Genomic DNA, 20,501 nt, shown 5'->3' with positions numbered 1-20,501 from the left:
GTGCGGCTTTTAGCGCACGGTTTACTCAGTGTACTCATTAACAAGTATTTTGGAAGATCTTTTGTTGCCGTTATGCAGAAACAGCGACGACTTCCAGTAATTCCGCGAGGCGGTTCGCCACTACGTCAGGGTTCGAAGCTGAAATGGGCTCGCCATGGTTATAACCGTAAGTTAAACCAAATGAAGCACAACCCGCATTTTTCGCCGCCAAGATATCGTTTTTCGAATCACCAACCATCAGCATCTCTGCTGGTTTTACCTGGTGCTTTTCCATTAGCCAGTTCAGCGCCACCGGGTTTGGTTTTTTCTCTGGAAACGCGTCACCACCTAATACGTCTACGAAGTACTTGGCGATGTCATGCTGCTCTAGAATTTCTGGTACGAATTTCGAGGGCTTGTTCGTCACAATCGCCATCGTAAAACCAGCTTGGTGTAGCTCTTCAAGCGTCTCTTTTACTGTTGGGTAAAGGTGACTTAGCTTATGGCCGCTTTGCTTGTAGTATTCATCAAACAGCTCACGCGCTTTAGCACGCAGCTCATCACTCAAATCACTGCTGATGGTCATGCTTTGGCTTAATGCACGTCCAATCAATATATCAGCACCATTACCAACGTAATCACGCACCTGCTCTTCTGATACAGAAGGATAGCCTAACGCCTGAACTGCTTGATCGGCCGCTACGGCAAGATCTGGCACGCTATCAAGCAGTGTTCCATCCAGATCAAAAGCAATCAATTTAATATCTTGTTGGGTCATAAATTCCCTAGCTAAAATAACACAGGATGGTTCCCCATCCTGTGTGCTTAATCTTGATGTCACTCAGTGTCACACTCAGCGACGCTTAGTGTGCTCGCCTTATTTTTGGGCAGCCAAACGCTGACGAACCGCTTCAAACAAACAGATACCAGAAGCCACTGATACGTTCAAGCTTGATACACTGCCCGCCATAGGGATCTTAATTAAATCATCGCAGGTTTCGCGAGTAAGACGACGCATACCATCACCTTCAGCACCCATCACGATAGCAAGAGGACCAGTAAGCTTAGCTTGATAAATGTCGTGCGTAGCTTCACCAGCCGTACCCACAAACCAAATCCCTTTTTCCTGTAGCGTACGCATTGTACGTGCAAGGTTGGTTACACGAATCAAAGGCACAACCTCTGCAGCGCCACATGCTACTTTACTTACCGTGGCATTCATTGGTGCCGAGCGATCTTTCGGTACAATGATCGCCGCAGCGCCTGCTGCGTCTGCGTTACGCAAACACGCACCAAGGTTGTGCGGGTCCGTCACACCATCCAGCACTAACAGTAGCGGTGATTCATGCTGCGCTAAGATGTCATCAATGTCGTTCTCGTTCAGCTGTTTTGCTGGTTTTACGCGAGCAATGATGCCTTGGTGATTTGCACCACGCGCTTTATCATCCAGAGTTTTACGCGTCATTTGTTGAATAGAGACACCACAAACCTGAAGATCATTTAGGATTGGCATTAGGCGATCATCTTGACGACCTTTTAAAACGTATGCCTCGATAAAACGCTCTGGTTCGCGCTCCAATACCGCTTTCACTGCGTGAATGCCGTAGATAAATTCGTTACTCATTGTTTAACCTGTTGTTCGGGTCGTATTGCCTGCGCCAGCCGAGTTTGAACTGAGCTGGCGCTTCAGCCTACTACGCTTCTTTTTTAGTGCGCTTGGTTTTCTTCGGCTTACTGTGTGGCTTTTTTTTACGTGCTTTTTTCACTTTAGGCTTCTTTTTGCCTTCGGCGTCATCACGTTTTGGGCCATTGCGCTTACTCACTGCGCCCGTTTCTTCTGGACGCTTAGTTGGCTCTATCGCAGGAACTGCGCGAGGCGCGCCACCTTCTTTCGATGAAGAGCGAGTCGCAGCGCGTTTTTTATCTTTCGCTTTGCGTTTTGCTTCCGCTGCGCGTTTCTTCGCAGTCTTACCTTCACCGCGTAGCTTACGACTTGTTTCGACCAATTCAAAGTCAATTTGCTTATCATCGAGGTTAACAGCCAGTACTTTTACTTTTACTGCATCACCTAAGCGATAGATGTTACCGAAACTTTCACCAATAAGTCGTTGACCAATCGGGTCAAATTGATAGTAGTCGTTCGCAAGGGTAGAAATATGCACCAAACCATCGATGTGCAAATCCGTTAAACGTACAAAGAAGCCAAAGCTAGTGACATTAGCAATCACACCGTCTAGCTCATCACCGACGTGGTCTTGCATATATTCACACTTCAGCCAATCCGCAACATCACGTGTGGCATCGTCCGCACGGCGCTCTGTCATCGAACATTGTTCACCGTAAAAGTCCATATCATCGAATGAGTAATGGTAGCCACCCGTTGGTGTCCAGCGATCTTGATTACGACCTTCTTCTTTCGCAATCAGATACTTGATTGCACGGTGAAGTAACAGGTCAGGGTAACGACGAATTGGCGACGTAAAGTGCGCATAGCGTTTCAGTGCCAATCCAAAGTGCCCCGCGTTATCTGCGTTGTATACCGCTTGCTTCATTGAGCGCAGCAGCATGGTTTGAATCAACTCTTGATCTTGACGCCCAGAGATTTGACGTGCGAGATCAGCATAGTCCGTTGGTGAAGGCTCTAGACCACCTTTTAGCTCAAGACCAAGTTCACTTAAGAAGTCACGGAAACCTTGCAGGCGTAATTCACCTGGAGATTCGTGGATACGATAGAGCGCAGGCTCTTTCGCTTTTTCTACCAGCGATGCCGAAGCAATGTTGGCTAAAATCATACATTCTTCGATGATCTTGTGCGCGTCATTACGAATCACTGGCTCAATGCTTTCGATTTTACGTTCCGCATTGAAGATAAACTTGGTTTCAACGGTTTCAAATTCGATTGCACCGCGTTGATCTCGTGCATCTTTCAGCACTTTGTACATCTTGTGCAGCTCTTCTAGATGAGAAACAAGCGGCTGGTAGCGCTCACGTAGTTCTTCATCCCCTTCTAGAATCGCGCTCACTTTGCTATATGTGAGACGAGCGTGCGAGTTCATCACGGCTTCGTAGTGCTTGTAGCCCGATAGTTTACCCGTCTCTGAGATGGTCATTTCGCACACCATACACAAGCGATCAACTTGTGGGTTAAGTGAACACAAACCATTTGATAGCACTTCCGGTAGCATTGGCACTACTTGCGATGGGAAGTACACCGAGTTACCACGGTTGATGGCTTCTTTATCCAGCGCAGAGTCAGGGCGAACGTAGTAACTGACGTCAGCAATCGCTACCCATAAACGCCAACCACCTTCTTTGTTCTTTTCACAGTAAACGGCATCATCAAAGTCTCGTGCGTCTTCGCCGTCAATGGTCACAAGTGGTAACTCACGTAGATCCACACGACCAACTTTGGCTTCTTCTGGTACTTCTTCGCCTAAGTTTTCGATTTGTTTATCGACGGCTTCTGGCCACTCGTGAGGGATTTGGTGTGTACGAATCGCAATTTGTGTTTCCATACCTGGTGCCATATTTTCACCAAGGACTTCAACCACTTTACCCATCATGCCGCGTGAGCGTGATCCACGATCAGTAATTTCAATCACGACCACGTTACCCATGCGTGCACCCGCTTTGTGCTCATTTGGGATCAGAATATCTTGGCTGATACGCGAGTCATCAGGAACAACATAGGAATAACCATATTCGAGGAAGAAACGACCGACGATTTGATCATTACGCTCCTCTAACACTCGAACCAAGCGCCCTTCACGACGACCGCGCTTGCTGTTGTCTGTAGGTTGCACTAAAACAAAGTCACCGTGGATGATGTTCTTCATTTGATGGTGCGGTAACAGAATATCATCATCCTTGCCGACGCTGCCTTCTGGACGCACCCAACCGTGGCCATCACGATGACCAATCACGTAACCTTTCACCATTTCAAGTTTTTCAGGCAATGCGTAGCACTGACGGCGGGTAAACACCAGTTGACCATCTCGCTCCATCGCACGTAGCCGACGACGCAACCCTTCGTATTGCTCTTCGCCCTCAAGCTTTAGTGCCTCAAACAAGTCGTTGCGATTCATTGGAACGCCCGCTTGCTCTAGAAACTCGATGATAAACTCTCGGCTTGGAATTGGATTTTCGTAATTTTTGGATTCACGATCTGCAAAAGGATCGTTTGGAATATTGTCTGACATAGGCACGCCTATCTAGCAAGGAAGGTATATGGCTAGTATATCTGAGTCTCTCGATAAGCTACAGAATTGCTTTGAAAAAAGAATGACCGAGATCGACTCTAGACGTGCAAATGAGTTAAGGACGAGCCAGTAAGATCAACAACTCAGAATTGTCGCTCAGCAAGGATTCGATCGTGCAATCATCCAGCTCCGCCAAAAAGGCACTTTTTGCTTTTGCCAATTTATCTTTGAGACGACAGGCAGGGGTAATATGGCAAAAATCTACGCCGCAATTGACCAAATCTAACGGCTCTAAATCTCGCACCACACCACCTACTGTGATTTCAGAAGCAGATTTCATCAGCCGAATACCACCGTTTTTTCCACGCACGGTGTGGACATAACCTAGTTGCCCTAAACGGTTGATAACTTTGACCATATGGTTACGTGACACACCAAATAAATCCGTCACTTCAGTGATATTAGTTAACTCATCTTCCGGCAACGAAGCCAAGAAAATTAAGGTTCTCAACGCATAATCAGTAAAGCTCGTTAACTGCATATTCTCTCCCAAAGTGCGACTCAATAACTCGCTGGTGACACTAAAACGCCAAACTTGAGCTATCGATAAAAGTGTAAATCTTTTCTTGATCGAAAGATACATTTGAGATACAACTTTAAACATGCATTATAAATACAACTTAAAGTAGGAAGCCCTTATGCTCAGCAATCAAACCATCGAGATCGTCAAAGCGACCGCACCACTTATCGCCGAAACGGGACCAAAACTGACCGCGCACTTTTACGAACGTATGTTTACTCATAACCCTGAGTTGAAAGATATTTTTAATATGAGTAACCAGCGTAACGGCGATCAGCGTGAAGCGCTATTCAACGCCATCTGCGCCTATGCTGCCAATATTGAAAATTTGCCAGCTCTACTTGGCGCAGTAGAAAAAATTGCGCATAAACACACGAGCTTTTTGATCACAGAAGATCAGTACCAAATCGTTGGTAAACATCTACTTGCGACGATTGATGAGTTATTTAATCCAGGTCAAGAAGTGTTGGATGCTTGGGCTGAGGCTTACGGCGTACTTGCGAATGTATTTATTCAGCGCGAAGAACAAATTTACCAACAAAATGAAGCTTTGGAAGGCGGCTGGCGCGGTCTACGCGAATTTGAATTAGTCGATAAACAAATCGAGAGCGAACACATTTGCAGCTTTGTGTTTAAACCAACCGATGGCCAAAAAGTGGCACCGTATAAACCGGGACAATATCTTGGCATCTATATCAACAGTGACCAGTTAGAAAACCAAGAAATTCGCCAATATAGCCTATCTTCTGCGGTCCAAGAGAACACCTACCGTATCTCAGTAAAACGTGAAGAAGGCGGAAAAGTATCGAACTTCCTGCACGATAACCTGAACATTGGCGAAAAAGTGCAGCTTGCCGCCCCTGCCGGTGATTTCTTTATGGATGCCGAACCACAAACACCCGTTGTTCTAATTTCTGCAGGTGTAGGACTTACGCCAACGCTGTCCATGCTAGAAAGTCTCTCAGTACATCAAGCACCTGTAACTTGGGTTCATGCAACAGAAAATGGTCAACAGCATGCTTTCAAGCAACACGTGAACCAACTAGTCGCGGCGAAAGAAAACATGAACGCGCTCGTTTGGTATAACCACCCAACGGCAGAAGACAAGCTAGGTGAAGACTTCCACTTCACGGGTTTTGTCAATCTGTATGAAATTGAAGCCGCATTAAAGCAAGATAACGTGCAGGTGTACTTCTGTGGCCCTGTCGGGTTCATGCAGCACGTAGCGAAACAACTATTAGAACTTGGCGTACCACAAGAGCAATTCCATTACGAATGCTTCGGTCCACACAAAGTCGTTTAATCGCTCAAGATTACTCTTCGGGAAAACAACAAAGCCCACATTATGTGGGCTTTGTTGTATGAAGTTGTTTGCCTTGATAAGACGTTACCAAAAGGTATCTCGCCGTTTAGCTCGAGCAATAACGTTTTGTGGCATGCGCTGCTCAAGGCCATTTCTCAATACAGTGATACGCTTATGCTGCCGCTTATCTGCTGTGACAGAGTTATATAACCAACGATACGCATCTTCGTAATCAAGTGGGCTGCCGTAATCACGCAGGAGCAATTCGGCTAAATGAATACGCGCATTTAGGTTTCCCATTGAGGCGGCTTCTCGCAAGTAAGGAATTGCTCGTTCTTTATCTTGCTGCACTAAAGTGCCACGCGAATAGTATCGGCCAATCTGCTCTAGCGCGGCAGGTAATCCCTGATGTGCTGCATTTTCGATGTAGTAAAGGCCCAGTTCGACATCTTGCTCGACACACACACCCCACGCCAACATGTCGCCGTACAGAAATTCATAAGCGGGCAAGTTAATTCGAGTCGCACGAGCAACGATATCCTCCACCAGCTGGCAGTTATCAGCGCGCACACGTTGTAAGTGCTTATTTTGCTCAATAAGCTTTATCAGCTCTGCTTCGGTGTAGATAGGAACTGGCGCCCCCACATCAGCAACATTGGCTTTCGCTGTGGTAGCTACCAAGGTCAATAACAGTGAAGCAGCCACTGTTCGTAACTTCATAAACGTACTCTTTAAGGTATCTAAGAAACCAAAGATCGATGAAGGATCTCCTCTGCTTGATAACCTTATCGGCAAAAGCCAGTTAAGCTTTAGACAATTTTTGCCTCTGACTTAGACTCAGCGGCAAAAATTTGCCATATGAGAATCACTGCCGTTTTTTGTTCAGATACAAAAAAGCCGACCAGAAGGTCGGCTTTTGCAATCTTTAACGACTATCAATTAAGCTTCGAATGGATGAACCTTAATGATAGTTTCGTTACGGTCAGGACCTGTTGAAATGATATCTACAGGCACACCTGTTAGCTCTTCAATACGTTTGATGTAGTTAAGAGCCGCTTGTGGTAGATCTTCTAGCGCTTTAGCACCGAATGTGTTCTCAGACCAACCTGGCATTGTTTCGTAGATTGGCGTTGCTTTTTCGAATGCTTCAGCAGCCATCGGAGAAACTTCTAGCACAGAGCCATCTTCCATCTTGTAACCAGTACAGATTTTTAGCTCTTCTAGACCATCTAGTACGTCTAATTTAGTTAGACAGAAACCAGATACAGAGTTGATTTGGATTGCACGACGCATTGCAACAGCATCGAACCAACCTGTACGGCGTAGACGACCAGTTGTCGCACCGAACTCGTGGCCAACTTCACCTAAGTGCTTACCAATTGGATCTTGCTTATCTAGACCATCGTATAGCTCAGTTGGGAATGGACCAGCACCAACGCGAGTGCAGTACGCTTTCGCGATACCCAAGATGTAACCGATGTGACGAGGACCAAAACCTGAACCTGCAGCAACACCACCAGCAGTCGTGTTAGAAGACGTTACGTATGGGTAAGTACCGTGGTCGATATCAAGTAGCGTACCTTGTGCACCTTCGAACATGATCTTATCGCCGCGCTTACGTGCTGCGTCTAGTTCGTCAGTTACGTCGATAACCATTGAAGTAAGTAGCTCTGCGTAGCCTTTTGCTTCTTCAAGCACAGCTTCGTAGCTTACTGGTTCAGCTTTGTAGAAGTTAACTAGTTGGAAGTTATGGAACTCCATGACTTCTTTTAGCTTCTCAGCGAACGATTCCATATCGAATAGGTCGCCAACGCGTAGACCGCGACGAGCAACTTTATCTTCGTATGCTGGACCGATACCACGACCTGTTGTACCGATAGCTTTTTTACCGCGAGCGATTTCGCGAGCTTGGTCCATTGCAACGTGGTAAGGAAGAATTAGCGGACATGCTTCAGAAATGAAAAGACGCTCGCGTACTGGAATACCGCGCTCTTCAAGAGGTTTCATTTCTTTAAGTAGAGCTTCAGGTGATAGTACAACACCGTTACCGATAACACATTTTACGTTATCGCGAAGGATACCTGATGGAATTAAGTGAAGAACGGTTTTTTCACCGTCAATTACGAGAGTATGACCTGCGTTGTGACCGCCTTGGTAGCGTACCACGTATTTTGCATCTTCAGTTAAAAGGTCTACGATTTTACCTTTACCTTCGTCACCCCATTGGGTGCCTAGAACGACTACGTTATTTCCCATCTTTCCAAGTCTGATTGCTAGTTAAAAATGGATTCTAGCACCGAATCACGCTTCTTGCAGTCATTTTTTGTTCACAGAGTTGCTACCAGAATGTCATCTTGCTGCTTTGCTCATTTTGAAATCAGCATATCACTGATAGTATTTAGTTTTCTTTATTCGACTGGAAAGCGGTATGTCTGAATCCATATGGTTGGCGATTGGGCTCGTCTTGATCGTGGAAGGCATTGGACCACTCATTGCTCCAAACGGTTGGCGGAATATGGTGGCTCAATTAAGTGAACAGCCCAACAATCAGCTACGACGCATCGGTGGCTGCCTAGTAGTTGCTGGAGCCGTAATCGCCATCATGATGAGCTAGCACTTAGCATCAGATACAAAAAAGGCTCCCTAAGGAGCCTTTTGTTTCATTTGACGCTGAGATTATTTCTCCATGCCGCCCTTCGACTGGTTCATGTATTGGAAGAACTCACTCTTCGGATCAAGTACCAGGATATCGCTCTTAGAGCTGAAGGACTTCTCATACGCACGTAGCGAACGTAGGAAGCTAAAGAATTCAGGGTCTTTGTTGTATGCTTCAGCATAAATCTTCGCTGCTTCTGCATCCGCTTCACCTCGTGTTACACGAGCAGTCTTATCAGCTTCAGCTAGAATGGTTGCCACTTCTAGCTCAGCTTGAGCACGAATAACTTCTGCTTTCTCACGACCTTGAGAACGGTGCTTACGAGCTACAGACTCACGCTCTGCACGCATACGACGGTAGATAGACTCACTGATTTCATCAGGCAGGTTGATTTTCTTCATGCGGAAATCAACAACACGAACACCCAAGTCTTTCATCGCGCTTTCACGCGTGTCTTTCAATACTTCAGACATGATTAGGTCACGTTCACCATCAATCTCAAGCGCTTCACGTGCCGCTTCAGTTGCGACAACATCTGCACTTGCATCTTCTGGTAGTACATCATCGTTACGTGGACCAGATACAATCTGTTTGATTTCACGAGCACCGATTTCAGAACGAAGCACATCCGTTACTTTACGCTCAAGTAGTGCCTCCGCCGTTAGCGAATTACCACCGCCTGTCGCTAGGTAGTAACGACCAAAGTCTTCAATACGCCACTTCACGTAGGTATCAATAATAACGTCTTTTTTCTCAGACGTTACGAAACGGTCTGCACGGCCATCCATCGTTTGGATACGTGCATCAAGTTGTTTAACACGGTCAAACAGAGGCATCTTGAAATGCAAACCAGGCTCGTAAATTCGAGTGATGTCGTTGTTGTCTTTAAGAACACGACCAAATCGAACCACGATACCGCGCTCACCTTCAGGAATCACAAACAAAGACATCAACATTAATGCCAGTGCGATTACCAATACAGGGATCATTAACTTACGCATTCTTAGTATCTCCCTTGACGTGAACCTGTTGAACGAGACTGCGTGTTCGAAGTGTCTTCTTGTGTACGCTCAGACTCCAGTTGAATTTGATCGTAGGTTGAAGATGACTTCGATTTACGTTTTGTGTCTGCCTGACCTTCTTGGCCCGCCAACTTATCGATTGGAAGGTACAGAAGATTGCCGCTTGATTCCGAGTCAATCAACACTTTCGAAGTGCTTGAGTACACTTCTTCCATTGCGTCAATGTACAGACGGTCACGCGTTACACCTGGTGCCGCTTGGTATTCTGGTAGTAGTTTTTCGAACTGTGCTACCTGACCAAGAGCCTCGTTAGTTACACGCTCATTGTAACCTTGTGCTTCTTTCTTCAAACGTTCAGCACGACCCGTTGCCTTCGGCAGAATCTCGTTTTTATAAGCTTCTGCTTCACGGATGAAACGCTCTTCATCCTCACGAGCTGCGATTGCATCGTCAAACGCATCTTTCACTTGCTCTGGTGGACGCGCAGACTGGAAGTTTACGTCAACAAGTACCAGACCCATATCATAGCTATCAATGATTTGGTTCAGTGTTTCTTGCGTAGTTTGACGAATTTGCTGACGACCACTGGTTAGAATGCTATCCATCAATGAATCACCAATTACTGCACGTAGTGCAGAATCCGTTGCTTGACGCAAGCTATCGTCCGCATTGGTTACACGGTACAAGTATTTGTACGGGTCAGTCACTCGGTACTGAACATCCATCGCGACTGTTACGACGTTTTCATCTTTAGTCAGCATTAGACCAGATGCACGTAGTGAACGAATCGCTTGTACGTTTACCGCTTCGTATTCATCAATAAAACGAGGGCGCCAGTTAAGGCCTGGGTCTACGATACGATCGTATTTACCTAAACGCAGCACAACACCACGCTCTGCTTCACCGATGGTGTAAAAACCAGCGAAGAACCAAACTGCAACAGCAATAAGAGCAATCACGCCAAAGCCAATTGCACTACCACCACCGCCGCCGATTGGAGAACCACCGCCGCCTTTTTTACCAAACTTGCCACCCAGTTTTTGACTCAGTTTATTGAACACTTCATCTAAATCTGGCGGACCTTGATCTCGGCCACCAGGACGCTGGCCACCACGATTATTATTACCCCAAGGGTCATTATCGCGGCCATTGTTGCCGTTGTTATTTCCAGGCTCATTCCACGCCATTAGAAAGCTCCATCATTTGATATGACGTTATACTGTAGCAGTCCTTTAAGTGACTATAAAGCCAGTCAAAACTGCCCCTTCTCTTTTTTCAAGTCTAGACCAATCTACTTGCTGCATTCGAATATCGATCAACAAGTTACCATCCTGGTCATATTCCTCACGTTGAATACACTTCATTTGGAAGAAGGTACTACGGAATCGTCCTTGATACTGTGGAGGAATTCGCAACTGATGCTCGACCATTTGTGACGCCAGACGTTCCGTCAGTGCCTCAAACAGGACATCAATGCCCAACCCATCCATTGCTGAAACCCAAACTGCGCGAGGTACGCCTTCCTCGTCTCGTTCTATACGTGGTTTCTGCGAATCTAGATTGTCGATTTTGTTCATGACAACCAGAGTCGGCACTTCATGTGCATCGATCTCTTCTAGTACTTCATGAACAGCTTGAATATTCTCACGAAAACGCTCATCACTGGCATCAACAACATGTAACAAAATGTCAGCTTCTTGCGTTTCCTGCAAGGTTGCCTTGAAGGCCGCAACCAAGTCGTGAGGCAAATGTCGAATAAAACCAACCGTGTCAGCCAAAATGGCAGGCCCAACATCTGCTAACTCTATCTTACGTAAAGTCGGGTCCAAAGTAGCAAATAGTTGATCAGCGGCATACACGCCAGCTTCTGTAATACGGTTGAAGAGTGTCGACTTACCCGCGTTGGTGTAACCCACGAGTGAAACCGTTGGGATTTCAGCTCGATTTCGGGCGCGGCGCCCTTGTTCACGCTGCTTCGCTACTTTGTCTAAGCGTCGCAGGATGGCTTTGATTCTATCACGCAATAAGCGACGGTCGGTTTCCAGCTGGGTTTCACCCGGGCCACGTAAACCGATACCCCCTTTCTGCCTTTCAAGGTGCGTCCAACCACGAATCAAACGAGTAGAGATATGACGAAGTTGAGCCAGCTCTACCTGTAGCTTACCTTCGTGTGTTCGAGCTCGTTGAGCAAAGATATCGAGAATAAGACCAGTGCGGTCGAGAACTCGACATTGGCACAGTGCTTCGAGGTTACGTTCTTGGGCAGGAGAGAGGGCGTGATTAAAAATCACAATTTCGGCACCTGTCGACTGTACCGCAGTAGCAATCTCTTGGGCCTTACCCTCTCCGACATAGTATTTCGGGTGTGGGGATTGACGACTACCAGTTACCACTTGTAGCGCCTCTACCCCAGCAGAAGAAACCAGCATTTCGAACTCAGCCAGATCTTCCCATTCACCTTCTTGCGTGAAGTTGATATGAACAAGTACGGCTCGCTCACCGGATTCATAACGGTCAAACAAGCAATCAACTCCTTATTTTAAAAATACTCGATGAAGAATTAATCTTCTGATTTCTCTTGTGGACGCTCACCTTGTGGACGTTCACCGCTGTGATGGCTCACTGGACGAGCCGGCACAACTGTTGAGATCGCGTGCTTGTACACCATTTGGTTAACAGTATTCTTCAGCAGGATCACAAATTGATCGAACGATTCGATCTGACCTTGTAGTTTAATACCATTCACAAGGTAGATAGATACCGGGATACGCTCACGACGTAGCGCGTTTAGAAATGGGTCTTGTAGAGATTGCCCCTTAGCCATTTTATTTTCCTTATTTAATTTGTAGTTGTAATTATTTAGCTAGTGGTGCAATGCAAAAGATACTGCTTTTGCATCTGAGCTAAACGAATCAAAAATGCACTCTAAGTAATTAGCAGCATAGTATAAAAACCGCCAACAACAGATCCTTTGAGAGTGCGTTCACGCAAAAACGATCACATTATACACAGCTATGTCAATCAGATGCTATTGCTTCCGACATCGTTTCTAATGCCTGTTCAATGTTCTCGCTATCCAACCAAGTTAAGTCATCCCAGCTGCGTAACCAGGTGATTTGACGCTTGGCCAATTGACGAGTCGCGCATACGCCACGAAATACTGCTTCGTCACGTGTACACTCTCCATCTAAATACTCCCACATCTGTCGATAACCGACGCATCGTATGGAAGGAAGATCGGGGTGAAGATCTTTTCGCGAATGTAGCGCTTTCATTTCTTCTTCAAAGCCCGCTTCCATCATCTTTTCGAAACGAAGTTCAATTCGACGGTGAAGTTCTGCCCTATCCTTGGGAGCTATTGCAAATTGCTTGACTCGGTATGGCAGGCTTTCACCTTTCGTTTGAGTCAATTCAGTCAAAGTTTTACCTGAAATACGAAAAACTTCCAATGCCCGAGATAAACGTTGGGGATCATTGGGATGGATTCTCGCTGCTGACACAGGATCAACCTCTTTGAGTTCATCGTGCAACACTGACCAACCTTTAGTCAATGCTTCTTGTTCAATTTGCTGACGAATTTCAGGATTTGCAGCAGGAAGTGGGGATAAACCTTCAAGTAGCGCCTTATAATACAGCATTGTCCCACCCACTAAGAGTGGAATTTTTCCTTCTGCAACAATATCATCCATCGCTTTCAATGCATCACGACGAAAGTCGGCTACAGAGTAAGATTCGCTCGGATCCAAAATATCAATCAAGCGATGAGGCGCTAAACTTAACTCTTTTTCATCCGGTTTCGCCGTACCGATATTCATCCCTTTATAGATCAAAGCAGAATCAACACTGATGATCTCAACCGGGAACTTTTGACGAAGACGAATCGCCAACTCAGTTTTGCCTGATGCAGTTGGCCCCATTAAAAATAGCGCCAAAGGTAGTTTATCTGTCATGGTTTTAATTTGGCTATCGTGGCAGAGAAATCAACAGCGGATACAAATTTTGTATCTTCTAATGGCAATTGACCATCTCTTAGCTGTTCAAGTTCCGCAATAATTTGAATTGCTTCAGAAAAAGTATAGAGACTCTTCACTGTCGTGACCTGCAATGCGAGCCAATCTATCAACTCAGACAGCATCTGAGCCGTTGCTATACCTTCCTTCACACAAGATTGCGCGTAAGATAACAGATCTGGTACTAGATTTTGTAAGTTTTGTTGACGTAGCGGCGCGGGAACGCCCATCACCATTAAGGCTTGCTCATTTCTCGCTTTCAATTGAATGCCAAGTAACGCCAAATCTTGTTGATAATCTTGAGCCAGCTTCACTAACTCGGCCTCTAACTTAATAGATAGAGGAACGAGTAAAGGCTGTGCTTTAAGCGCGCCATCGCTTGGAGTGAGCTGCCCTTTTACACGATAAAATTCCGCTCTAGGTAACGAGACTAACGCCGCCCCACTGTCACTGCTCATCAAAACAAATTGCTCATCGACCATCACTAGCGCTTTGCCTAATGCATTAATCGATGGAAGTGATGCATGCGAAGTTGCCTTTTGGGGCACTATCGGCGTTACGGATTGATACTCAAACTCTGGCGTTTTCAACAACTCGTGATAAGCGCGCACTTCTTGTTTAGTTGGCGTTGGCTCTACGTGGCGCTCTTTACTGTGATTCGGCTTTGGTGCGGGTTTGGATTCCACCCAATCATTACGTTTGAATGACTCCACTACGCGCGCCTCTCGCACGGAGGTTTCACTAGGACCGCTATTACGAGGCTTCACTTCATAATCACTGCGTCCAGGATAAGCCGGTGTACTCTCTATCGCTTGATAAACCCGCTCTGGTACTGGTGAAGATGCTGGCTCTTGTACTTTTTCAGGCGCAGGCGAATGCTCAACCTCTTCGGGCTCATTCGGTTCCACACGATGAAATGCCGATTCATTAACCTGTGGTTTATCAATCACGGCGCTTTGTGCAAGTGCATCCGCCAAAGCTTGATAGATGAAATCATGCACTAAGCGAGCTTGGTGGAAACGCACTTCATGCTTAGCAGGGTGGACATTCACATCTACCTGGTGCGGGTCTAACTCAATAAAGAGCACATAGGCAGCGAACTGATCTGGCTTTAAGCTCATTTCATAGCTTTGACGAATCGCGTGATTGATTAATTTGTCACGCATCATTCGGCCATTCACATAGCAATACTGTAAATCGCTTTGCTGCCTTGCTCCTTCTGGTGTGGTGATCCAACCATGTAGCTTTAACCCTTGATGCTCAAGCTCGATTCTGAGCATGTGTCGAACAAACGCGTTACCGCAGACAGCTGCAATACGTTTTTCGGTTTGAAGCTGATTTTTCGCCGCACGATATTGACGAATGATCTTGCCGTTATGACGCACATTGATGGTGACATCAAAGCGACTTAACGCAATGCGTTTCAATAACTCATCAATATGAGCAAATTCGGTTTTCTCGGTACGAAGAAATTTGCGACGCGCAGGAGTATTAAAAAATAAATCCAACACCTCAACAGTCGTACCAATCGGGTGCGCTGCTGGCTTAAGCTTCACCTGCATATCACGCCCTTCAGAGTAGGCACTCCAGGCTTCTTCTTGTGCCGCAGGACGCGATGTGAGCGTCAAACGCGAGACTGAGCTAATACTGGCTAACGCTTCACCGCGAAAACCTAGACTCATGATGGCTTCAAGATCATCCAAGGTATGTATCTTAGATGTAGCATGACGACTGAGCGCCAAGCCGAGTTCATCTTTCGCGATACCTTTGCCGTTATCACGAACACGAATCAGCTTTGCGCCTCCTTTCTCGATATCGATATCGATTCGAGTTGCGCCAGAATCAAGACTATTTTCAACCAGTTCTTTAATCACAGAGGCGGGTCTTTCGACCACTTCCCCTGCTGCGATTTGGTTTGCAAGTCTAGCTGGCAAAATTTTAATCGTCATAATGAGTTAAAAGCTCACCTACTTGTTTGGAATGATAAGAACTTGCCCAACCGCCAGCTGATCAGAGCGTAAGTTGTTCGCTTTACGAATGCTCGAAACGCTGACGCCGTATTTGGACGCTATTTTACCAAGGTATTCACCTCGAGAAACTTTGTGCTTACGGATCGGCTTATCTTTGACAGCGACTGTTATCTTCAACTTTTGTCCTACCCACAAGGTATCTGACTTCAGGTTGTTCTCACGGCGGATATCTGAAACCTTCACTTTATAGTGACTCGCGATCTTACCTAAGAACTCACCTGACTTAACCTTGTGAATAATGGTTTCTGTCTCAACAGTAATCGGTTTACTTGGCACTTTAATCGTGCCAGCAGAAGGGATTTTGAGCTTCTGACCAATTGCCAACCCAGTCGACTTCAAGTTGTTTGCCGACATCAGCGCTTTAGAGCTAAGCCCATATTTATTCGCAATCACCGATAACGACTCGCCACGTTTTACGGTATGCACTATTGGCTTCGCTGAAGGCGAGAATACCGTACCCTCTGGTGGATTATCTTTTAAGTACTTAACGACCGCCTTAGTGATCGCCTGAGCTAACTTATCCTGGTGCGCTCGTTGAAACAGCAACCGCTCTTCTGTTGGGTTAGAAATAAAGCCCGTTTCCACTAGTACAGACGGAATCTGCGGAGAGCGTAAAACAGCAAGGCTAGTATTAATCGGTTTGGTGTTATGCAGGTGCGCAACACGTCCCATCTCACCAAGGATTTCTGTTGCCAGCTTATATCCTTCTTTTTGTGAATGACTAAACTGCAAGTCCAACAAAGTTTGGTTCACGTTACGATCTTTGGTCTTAGTGAAGAACGCATTACCCGAACCACCTAATATTTCAGATTGTTTCTCATGGTTCTCAACCCAGCGAGCAATTTCAGTATTTGCACGACGGGTATTCAGTACGAAAACCGAACCTCCGCGAGGCTTCGGTGAGGTAAACGCATCAGCGTGAATGGAAATCAGTAAGTGCGCATCATTTTCACGGGCAATGGCTACACGACGGTTTAGATTCACAAAGTAATCTCCGGTACGTGTCATACGCGTTTTAATCCCAGGCGTAGCATCGAGCTGAGCTGCAATTTTTCTTGAGATACTCAATACCGCATCTTTCTCGTACTTACGGCGTGAAGGGCCAATAGAGCCAGGATCTTCACCACCGTGACCAGGGTCGATAACGATCAAGACTTCTTGAGCTCGTTGTACTGAACTCATGTCTTTACTGGTCGCCGCTGGCTTGCTCGGTTTAGAAGCTGAAGTCGATGCTTTCTTACTGTGCGGCAGGTCAATCACCAAACGGTGACCATATTGCCCGCCAGGTGTTGGGCTTAATTTAAACAATTCCGCTTGAACGCTCTTTTTCAGTTCAAACACCAAACGATAGGTGCCCTTCTCTGGCGGAGAGCTTTTTCGAACTAGCTTTAAAACCGGGCTGTCCGTAACAGTAACAGGCAGTTTGGCCTGCATGGTCGTGCTTTTTAAATCCACGACAAGACGATCCGGTCCGGATAAAGAGAAATAGGAATAGTCAGCTTCCGAGCCTAAATCGATGACAACACGCGTTTCATCAGGAGAAGGCCAAACTCGAAAACTCTTAACGACGTTAGCAAATGCTAAATTGGGGATGAGAAGGAGAAAAGTGGCGACAAACGTCGCCACTACTCTAAAATTTGAAAAACTCAACATAGCTCCAATCGACTGAGTAACTGCACACCATAATCATTATTAGCTGTTAGTTCGGCTACACGCTGCTCACCTTGGTAGCGAATGTTCACATCAAGATCCGGTTGTGGCAACAAACCATGCCCTTTTTCAGGCCATTCAACCAAGCAAATTGCATCATCTGTGAAGTAATCTCGAATCCCCATGAACTCAAGCTCTTCAGGATCCGCAAGACGATAAAGATCGAAATGGTACACTTGCCACTGATCCAACTGATACGGTTCGACTAGAGTATAAGTTGGGCTTTTCACGTTACCTTGATGGCCAAGAGCACGGACAAAACCACGACTAAAGGTTGTTTTACCTGCACCCAAATCACCATGCAGATAAATTGTGGTTTGTTGCGAACAAAGGTGAGCCAGAGCGGTACCTAGTGCAACCGTTTCGTGCTCATCTTTTAAATTGAATTGTTTCGTGCTCATTGATGCTTCTCTAACTAATGATCGTTGACTATATAAAAATCAAAAGAACAGGAATAGTAAACCGTGTTGGTTTTGAGAGACAAGCTTTCAAATGTCATATGTGCGAAAAAAGTATTCAAGGAACGGTATCTTAATCACCTTAGTATCGACCTAGATTTAGAATATATGCAAATGACTTCAATAAGCAGTATTCACAGCATCAAAAACGTCCCTAACTGGGTAGCACCAAAGCCAGAGATCCGTTAAGATCCGCCCCCCTTTTATTCCGGTGGTTAGCATGAACTACGAACAACTCGCACAACAAATCAAAATTTGGGGAAAAGAGCTCGGCTTCCAAAAAGTTGGGATCTGCGACGTTGATCTGAGTGAGCATGAAGCCGCCCTGCAAAAATGGCTCGATGCAGGCTATCACGGCTCAATGGACTGGATGGCTCGTCACGGTATGATGCGAGCTAGACCCAATGAGCTACTCCCGGGAACCGTTCGTGTGATCAGCGTTCGGATGGACTACCTACCACCAGAAGCACAATTCGCTTCGAACCTAGCGAATAAAAATCATGCCTATATTAGTCGCTATGCATTAGGGCGTGATTATCACAAGCTCGTCAGAAAACAACTGAATAAACTTGGCAAACTTATTGAACAAGAAGTTGGTCAGTATGGTTACCGACCTTTCGTCGACTCCGCACCAATATTGGAGCGACCACTCGCCCAAAAAGCGGGCTTAGGCTGGACAGGGAAACATTCCCTGATTTTAGATCAAGACTGTGGCTCGTGGTTCTTTTTAGGCGAGTTACTTATCGACTTGCCACTTCCCGTTGACGAGCCAAGCGTTGATCAGTGCGGTAAATGCAAAGCATGCATTACCTCATGCCCAACACAAGCCATCGTTGAAGACAAAGTTGTTGATGCTAGACGCTGCATCTCTTACCTCACCATCGAGTTCGATGGCGTGATCCCTGAAGAGTTTCGCAAGCCAATGGGTAACCGCATTTATGGCTGTGATGACTGCCAATTGGTTTGCCCATGGAATCGCTACGCCGACATAACGGAGCAGAGTGATTTCCATCGTCGCGATAGTTTCAAAAACCCGGATCTCGTTGACATGTTTAACTGGGATGAAGCGACTTTTCTAAAAAATATGGAAGGCTCCGCTATTCGTCGCATTGGTCATATACAGTGGCTGCGTAATATTGCTGTCGCACTTGGTAATGCAGAATACAGTCAACGAGTCATTGATGCGTTAGAAAGTCGACAAGGTGAAAATAAATTACTTGATGAACACATCAAATGGGCTTTGGCCGAGCAACTGAATCAACTCCCCATTGAGAATAAAGCATCTACAGAGACGAAAAAGCAGCGCTTAATAAGAATAGTCGAGAAGGGGCTACCAAGAGACGCATAGTGCGTAGTCTATATGCAAGAGATTGAAAGCACTTTTACATGTTCAATTCATGACCTTGTTCTCAATTTTGTAATGTGGAAAAAAATTTGAGATTCAAGAAAAACAAGCTAGCAGAAAAAAGTTAAACACAGCTTGGAGAAATGACTAGGATCAAAAAAATACCAGTTAATGATCGTATTTTAACGTATCCGATCCGACAAAAAACTTATTTTTCTCTTGTTTAACAAAGACTTAATCAATATTTCGTTATTATTTCGACTTTCCTTCAGCGAAAAGATCTTTCTTCTCCATCGCAAAAAGTCAAGCTAAAAACACTTTATCAACTAACTTATCCACAGAACGACATATGTGGATAACTCTGTTAATTAAAGTAGATAAAACATGCAGAACCTCATCATGCTTGTACGCCAGCCGATTCATATCGTGTTTTAAACACAAACGAAATCGTCCGACATCATATGATGCGGATAAAATTTAGTTTTTGGGGATTCATGCTTCGCAGCATTATGAAAAGAGCGATGTGATTGGTTGCGAGAAGCAGGAATTGAATCAAGCGGCGCATCCGTCGACGACTTAGGATTGTGCTAATAAATAAGCATTCAATCTATCGTCTTGTATTTGGTTGCGGGGGCCGGATTTGAACCGACGACCTTCGGGTTATGAGCCCGACGAGCTACCAAGCTGCTCCACCCCGCGTCCGAGTGCTTCATCTTTGTTGATGATGAAGGCTTTGCTTTCATTTATAAAAAAGAAACTGGAGCGACACACGAGGTTCGAACTCGTGACCTCAACCTTGGCAAGGTTGCGCTCTACCAACTGAGCTAGTGTCGCTTTTGTCACCGTTAAGCACGATGAGGGCTATATATTGGAGCGACACACGAGGTTCGAACTCGTGACCTCAACCTTGGCAAGGTTGCGCTCTACCAACTGAGCTAGTGTCGCATTTCGTCACCGTTAAGCACGATGAGGGCTATATATTGGAGCGACACACGAGGTTCGAACTCGTGACCTCAACCTTGGCAAGGTTGCGCTCTACCAACTGAGCTAGTGTCGCATATTAACAGCAGTCGCTATTAATGGAATTTGGTTGCGGGGGCCGGATTTGAACCGACGACCTTCGGGTTATGAGCCCGACGAGCTACCAAGCTGCTCCACCCCGCGTCCGTATTGTGTCACCGTTAAGTACCGTGAGAACTATAAAACTGG

At 45.9% G+C, this 20,501-nt stretch carries 17 protein-coding genes and 5 tRNA genes; 3 read left to right on the top strand and 19 right to left on the bottom strand.

Annotated features, from left to right (window positions below; genetic code table 11):
- Positions 1-70 precede the first annotated feature (70 nt).
- From FKN16_RS22460 to nsrR, 4 genes are all read right to left on the bottom strand, one after another.
- Positions 71-757, bottom strand: coding sequence for a phosphoglycolate phosphatase (locus tag FKN16_RS22460; protein WP_005395368.1), 687 nt, complete (start codon positions 755-757; stop codon positions 71-73).
- Positions 758-856: 99 nt separating this feature from the next.
- On the bottom strand, positions 857-1,603 hold the full coding sequence (gene rlmB, locus FKN16_RS22455; protein WP_005395369.1) for a 23S rRNA (guanosine(2251)-2'-O)-methyltransferase RlmB: 747 nt from the start codon (positions 1,601-1,603) through the stop codon (positions 857-859).
- A 70-nt stretch (positions 1,604-1,673) separates the two neighbouring features.
- Positions 1,674-4,178 carry a ribonuclease R gene (gene rnr / locus FKN16_RS22450; RefSeq protein ID WP_170903563.1) on the bottom strand — a complete coding sequence of 835 codons (2,505 nt, stop codon included), beginning with the start codon at positions 4,176-4,178 and terminating at the stop codon, positions 1,674-1,676.
- A gap of 115 nt (positions 4,179-4,293) precedes the next feature.
- Positions 4,294-4,719, bottom strand: a complete 426-nt coding sequence (gene nsrR / locus FKN16_RS22445) for a nitric oxide-sensing transcriptional repressor NsrR (RefSeq protein WP_170903562.1) — start codon at positions 4,717-4,719, stop codon at positions 4,294-4,296.
- Positions 4,720-4,876: 157 nt separating this feature from the next.
- On the opposite strand from nsrR, the gene hmpA reads away from it, so the two are divergent.
- Complete coding sequence (gene hmpA, locus FKN16_RS22440; RefSeq protein ID WP_170903561.1) at positions 4,877-6,061, top strand: NO-inducible flavohemoprotein; 1,185 nt, start codon at positions 4,877-4,879, stop codon at positions 6,059-6,061.
- A gap of 84 nt (positions 6,062-6,145) precedes the next feature.
- Here the strand turns inward: hmpA and FKN16_RS22435 are convergent, their stop codons facing one another.
- Together FKN16_RS22435 and FKN16_RS22430 are read right to left on the bottom strand one after the other, a co-directional pair.
- Positions 6,146-6,781, bottom strand: coding sequence for a tetratricopeptide repeat protein (locus tag FKN16_RS22435; RefSeq protein WP_005387944.1), 636 nt, complete (start codon positions 6,779-6,781; stop codon positions 6,146-6,148).
- Between the two features lie 219 nt (positions 6,782-7,000).
- Positions 7,001-8,317, bottom strand: coding sequence for an adenylosuccinate synthase (locus FKN16_RS22430; protein WP_005395372.1), 1,317 nt, complete (start codon positions 8,315-8,317; stop codon positions 7,001-7,003).
- 172 nt (positions 8,318-8,489) lie between these two features.
- Here FKN16_RS22430 and FKN16_RS22425 point away from each other — a divergent pair, with 172 nt between their 5' ends.
- A complete protein-coding gene (locus FKN16_RS22425) occupies positions 8,490-8,675 on the top strand; it encodes a DUF2065 domain-containing protein (RefSeq protein ID WP_005381383.1) in 186 nt (61 codons plus the stop codon).
- 62 nt (positions 8,676-8,737) lie between these two features.
- Here FKN16_RS22425 and hflC read toward each other — a convergent pair whose 3' ends face one another.
- The 8 genes from hflC to tsaE form a co-directional block, all read right to left on the bottom strand.
- Positions 8,738-9,718 (bottom strand): protease modulator HflC, encoded by a 981-nt coding sequence (gene hflC, locus FKN16_RS22420; protein ID WP_005395373.1) that lies wholly within the window; start codon positions 9,716-9,718, stop codon positions 8,738-8,740.
- Between the two features lie 2 nt (positions 9,719-9,720).
- Positions 9,721-10,926 (bottom strand): FtsH protease activity modulator HflK, encoded by a 1,206-nt coding sequence (gene hflK, locus FKN16_RS22415; RefSeq protein ID WP_005395374.1) that lies wholly within the window; start codon positions 10,924-10,926, stop codon positions 9,721-9,723.
- 45 nt (positions 10,927-10,971) lie between these two features.
- Positions 10,972-12,261 carry a ribosome rescue GTPase HflX gene (gene hflX / locus FKN16_RS22410; RefSeq protein WP_005381380.1) on the bottom strand — a complete coding sequence of 430 codons (1,290 nt, stop codon included), beginning with the start codon at positions 12,259-12,261 and terminating at the stop codon, positions 10,972-10,974.
- Between the two features lie 38 nt (positions 12,262-12,299).
- Positions 12,300-12,563 (bottom strand): RNA chaperone Hfq, encoded by a 264-nt coding sequence (gene hfq / locus FKN16_RS22405; protein ID WP_005381379.1) that lies wholly within the window; start codon positions 12,561-12,563, stop codon positions 12,300-12,302.
- A gap of 193 nt (positions 12,564-12,756) precedes the next feature.
- Positions 12,757-13,689 carry a tRNA (adenosine(37)-N6)-dimethylallyltransferase MiaA gene (gene miaA / locus FKN16_RS22400; protein WP_170903560.1) on the bottom strand — a complete coding sequence of 311 codons (933 nt, stop codon included), beginning with the start codon at positions 13,687-13,689 and terminating at the stop codon, positions 12,757-12,759.
- Positions 13,686-15,698 (bottom strand): DNA mismatch repair endonuclease MutL, encoded by a 2,013-nt coding sequence (gene mutL, locus FKN16_RS22395; RefSeq protein WP_170903559.1) that lies wholly within the window; start codon positions 15,696-15,698, stop codon positions 13,686-13,688. The genes miaA and mutL overlap by 4 nt, the downstream gene beginning before the upstream one ends.
- 18 nt (positions 15,699-15,716) lie before the next feature.
- Positions 15,717-17,432 carry a LysM peptidoglycan-binding domain-containing protein gene (locus tag FKN16_RS22390; protein WP_170903558.1) on the bottom strand — a complete coding sequence of 572 codons (1,716 nt, stop codon included), beginning with the start codon at positions 17,430-17,432 and terminating at the stop codon, positions 15,717-15,719.
- Entirely contained in the window at positions 17,426-17,890 is a 465-nt protein-coding gene (gene tsaE / locus FKN16_RS22385; RefSeq protein ID WP_005395381.1) for a tRNA (adenosine(37)-N6)-threonylcarbamoyltransferase complex ATPase subunit type 1 TsaE, read from the bottom strand. Before tsaE ends, FKN16_RS22390 begins: the two co-directional genes overlap by 7 nt.
- A gap of 277 nt (positions 17,891-18,167) precedes the next feature.
- On the opposite strand from tsaE, the gene queG reads away from it, so the two are divergent.
- Positions 18,168-19,295: a tRNA epoxyqueuosine(34) reductase QueG gene (queG, locus tag FKN16_RS22380; protein ID WP_005395385.1), complete on the top strand. Its 1,128-nt coding sequence runs from the start codon at positions 18,168-18,170 to the stop codon at positions 19,293-19,295.
- 619 nt (positions 19,296-19,914) lie between these two features.
- Here the strand turns inward: queG and FKN16_RS22375 are convergent.
- The 5 genes from FKN16_RS22375 to FKN16_RS22355 form a co-directional block, all read right to left on the bottom strand.
- Positions 19,915-19,991: transfer RNA gene (locus tag FKN16_RS22375), tRNA-Met, on the bottom strand.
- A 59-nt stretch (positions 19,992-20,050) separates the two neighbouring features.
- Positions 20,051-20,126 (bottom strand) — tRNA-Gly (locus FKN16_RS22370).
- A 35-nt stretch (positions 20,127-20,161) separates the two neighbouring features.
- Positions 20,162-20,237, bottom strand: a tRNA-Gly gene (locus FKN16_RS22365).
- A 36-nt stretch (positions 20,238-20,273) separates the two neighbouring features.
- Positions 20,274-20,349 (bottom strand) — tRNA-Gly (locus tag FKN16_RS22360).
- 30 nt (positions 20,350-20,379) lie between these two features.
- Positions 20,380-20,456 (bottom strand) — tRNA-Met (locus tag FKN16_RS22355).
- Positions 20,457-20,501: the final 45 nt, after the last annotated feature.

Source organism: Vibrio sp. 11-4(1), assembly GCF_013048625.1.
GTDB classification, from domain to species: domain Bacteria; phylum Pseudomonadota; class Gammaproteobacteria; order Enterobacterales; family Vibrionaceae; genus Vibrio; species Vibrio diabolicus.
The sequence above is the reverse complement of the archived record's forward strand: the minus strand, read 5'-3'. Positions and strand labels throughout refer to the sequence as shown.

Excerpts from the sequence above, each read along its gene's own strand:
- FKN16_RS22460 (WP_005395368.1), bottom strand. The coding sequence starts at position 757 with ATGACCCAACAAGATATTAAATTGATTGCTTTTGATCTGGATGGAACA.
- rlmB (WP_005395369.1), bottom strand. The coding sequence starts at position 1,603 with ATGAGTAACGAATTTATCTACGGCATTCACGCAGTGAAAGCGGTATTG.
- rnr (WP_170903563.1), bottom strand. The coding sequence starts at position 4,178 with ATGTCAGACAATATTCCAAACGATCCTTTTGCAGATCGTGAATCCAAA.
- nsrR (WP_170903562.1), bottom strand. The coding sequence starts at position 4,719 with ATGCAGTTAACGAGCTTTACTGATTATGCGTTGAGAACCTTAATTTTC.
- hmpA (WP_170903561.1), top strand. The coding sequence starts at position 4,877 with ATGCTCAGCAATCAAACCATCGAGATCGTCAAAGCGACCGCACCACTT.
- FKN16_RS22435 (WP_005387944.1), bottom strand. The coding sequence starts at position 6,781 with ATGAAGTTACGAACAGTGGCTGCTTCACTGTTATTGACCTTGGTAGCT.
- FKN16_RS22430 (WP_005395372.1), bottom strand. The coding sequence starts at position 8,317 with ATGGGAAATAACGTAGTCGTTCTAGGCACCCAATGGGGTGACGAAGGT.
- FKN16_RS22425 (WP_005381383.1), top strand. The coding sequence starts at position 8,490 with ATGTCTGAATCCATATGGTTGGCGATTGGGCTCGTCTTGATCGTGGAA.
- hflC (WP_005395373.1), bottom strand. The coding sequence starts at position 9,718 with ATGCGTAAGTTAATGATCCCTGTATTGGTAATCGCACTGGCATTAATG.
- hflK (WP_005395374.1), bottom strand. The coding sequence starts at position 10,926 with ATGGCGTGGAATGAGCCTGGAAATAACAACGGCAACAATGGCCGCGAT.
- hfq (WP_005381379.1), bottom strand. The coding sequence starts at position 12,563 with ATGGCTAAGGGGCAATCTCTACAAGACCCATTTCTAAACGCGCTACGT.
- miaA (WP_170903560.1), bottom strand. The coding sequence starts at position 13,689 with ATGACAGATAAACTACCTTTGGCGCTATTTTTAATGGGGCCAACTGCA.
- mutL (WP_170903559.1), bottom strand. The coding sequence starts at position 15,698 with ATGACGATTAAAATTTTGCCAGCTAGACTTGCAAACCAAATCGCAGCA.
- FKN16_RS22390 (WP_170903558.1), bottom strand. The coding sequence starts at position 17,432 with ATGTTGAGTTTTTCAAATTTTAGAGTAGTGGCGACGTTTGTCGCCACT.
- tsaE (WP_005395381.1), bottom strand. The coding sequence starts at position 17,890 with ATGAGCACGAAACAATTCAATTTAAAAGATGAGCACGAAACGGTTGCA.
- queG (WP_005395385.1), top strand. The coding sequence starts at position 18,168 with ATGAACTACGAACAACTCGCACAACAAATCAAAATTTGGGGAAAAGAG.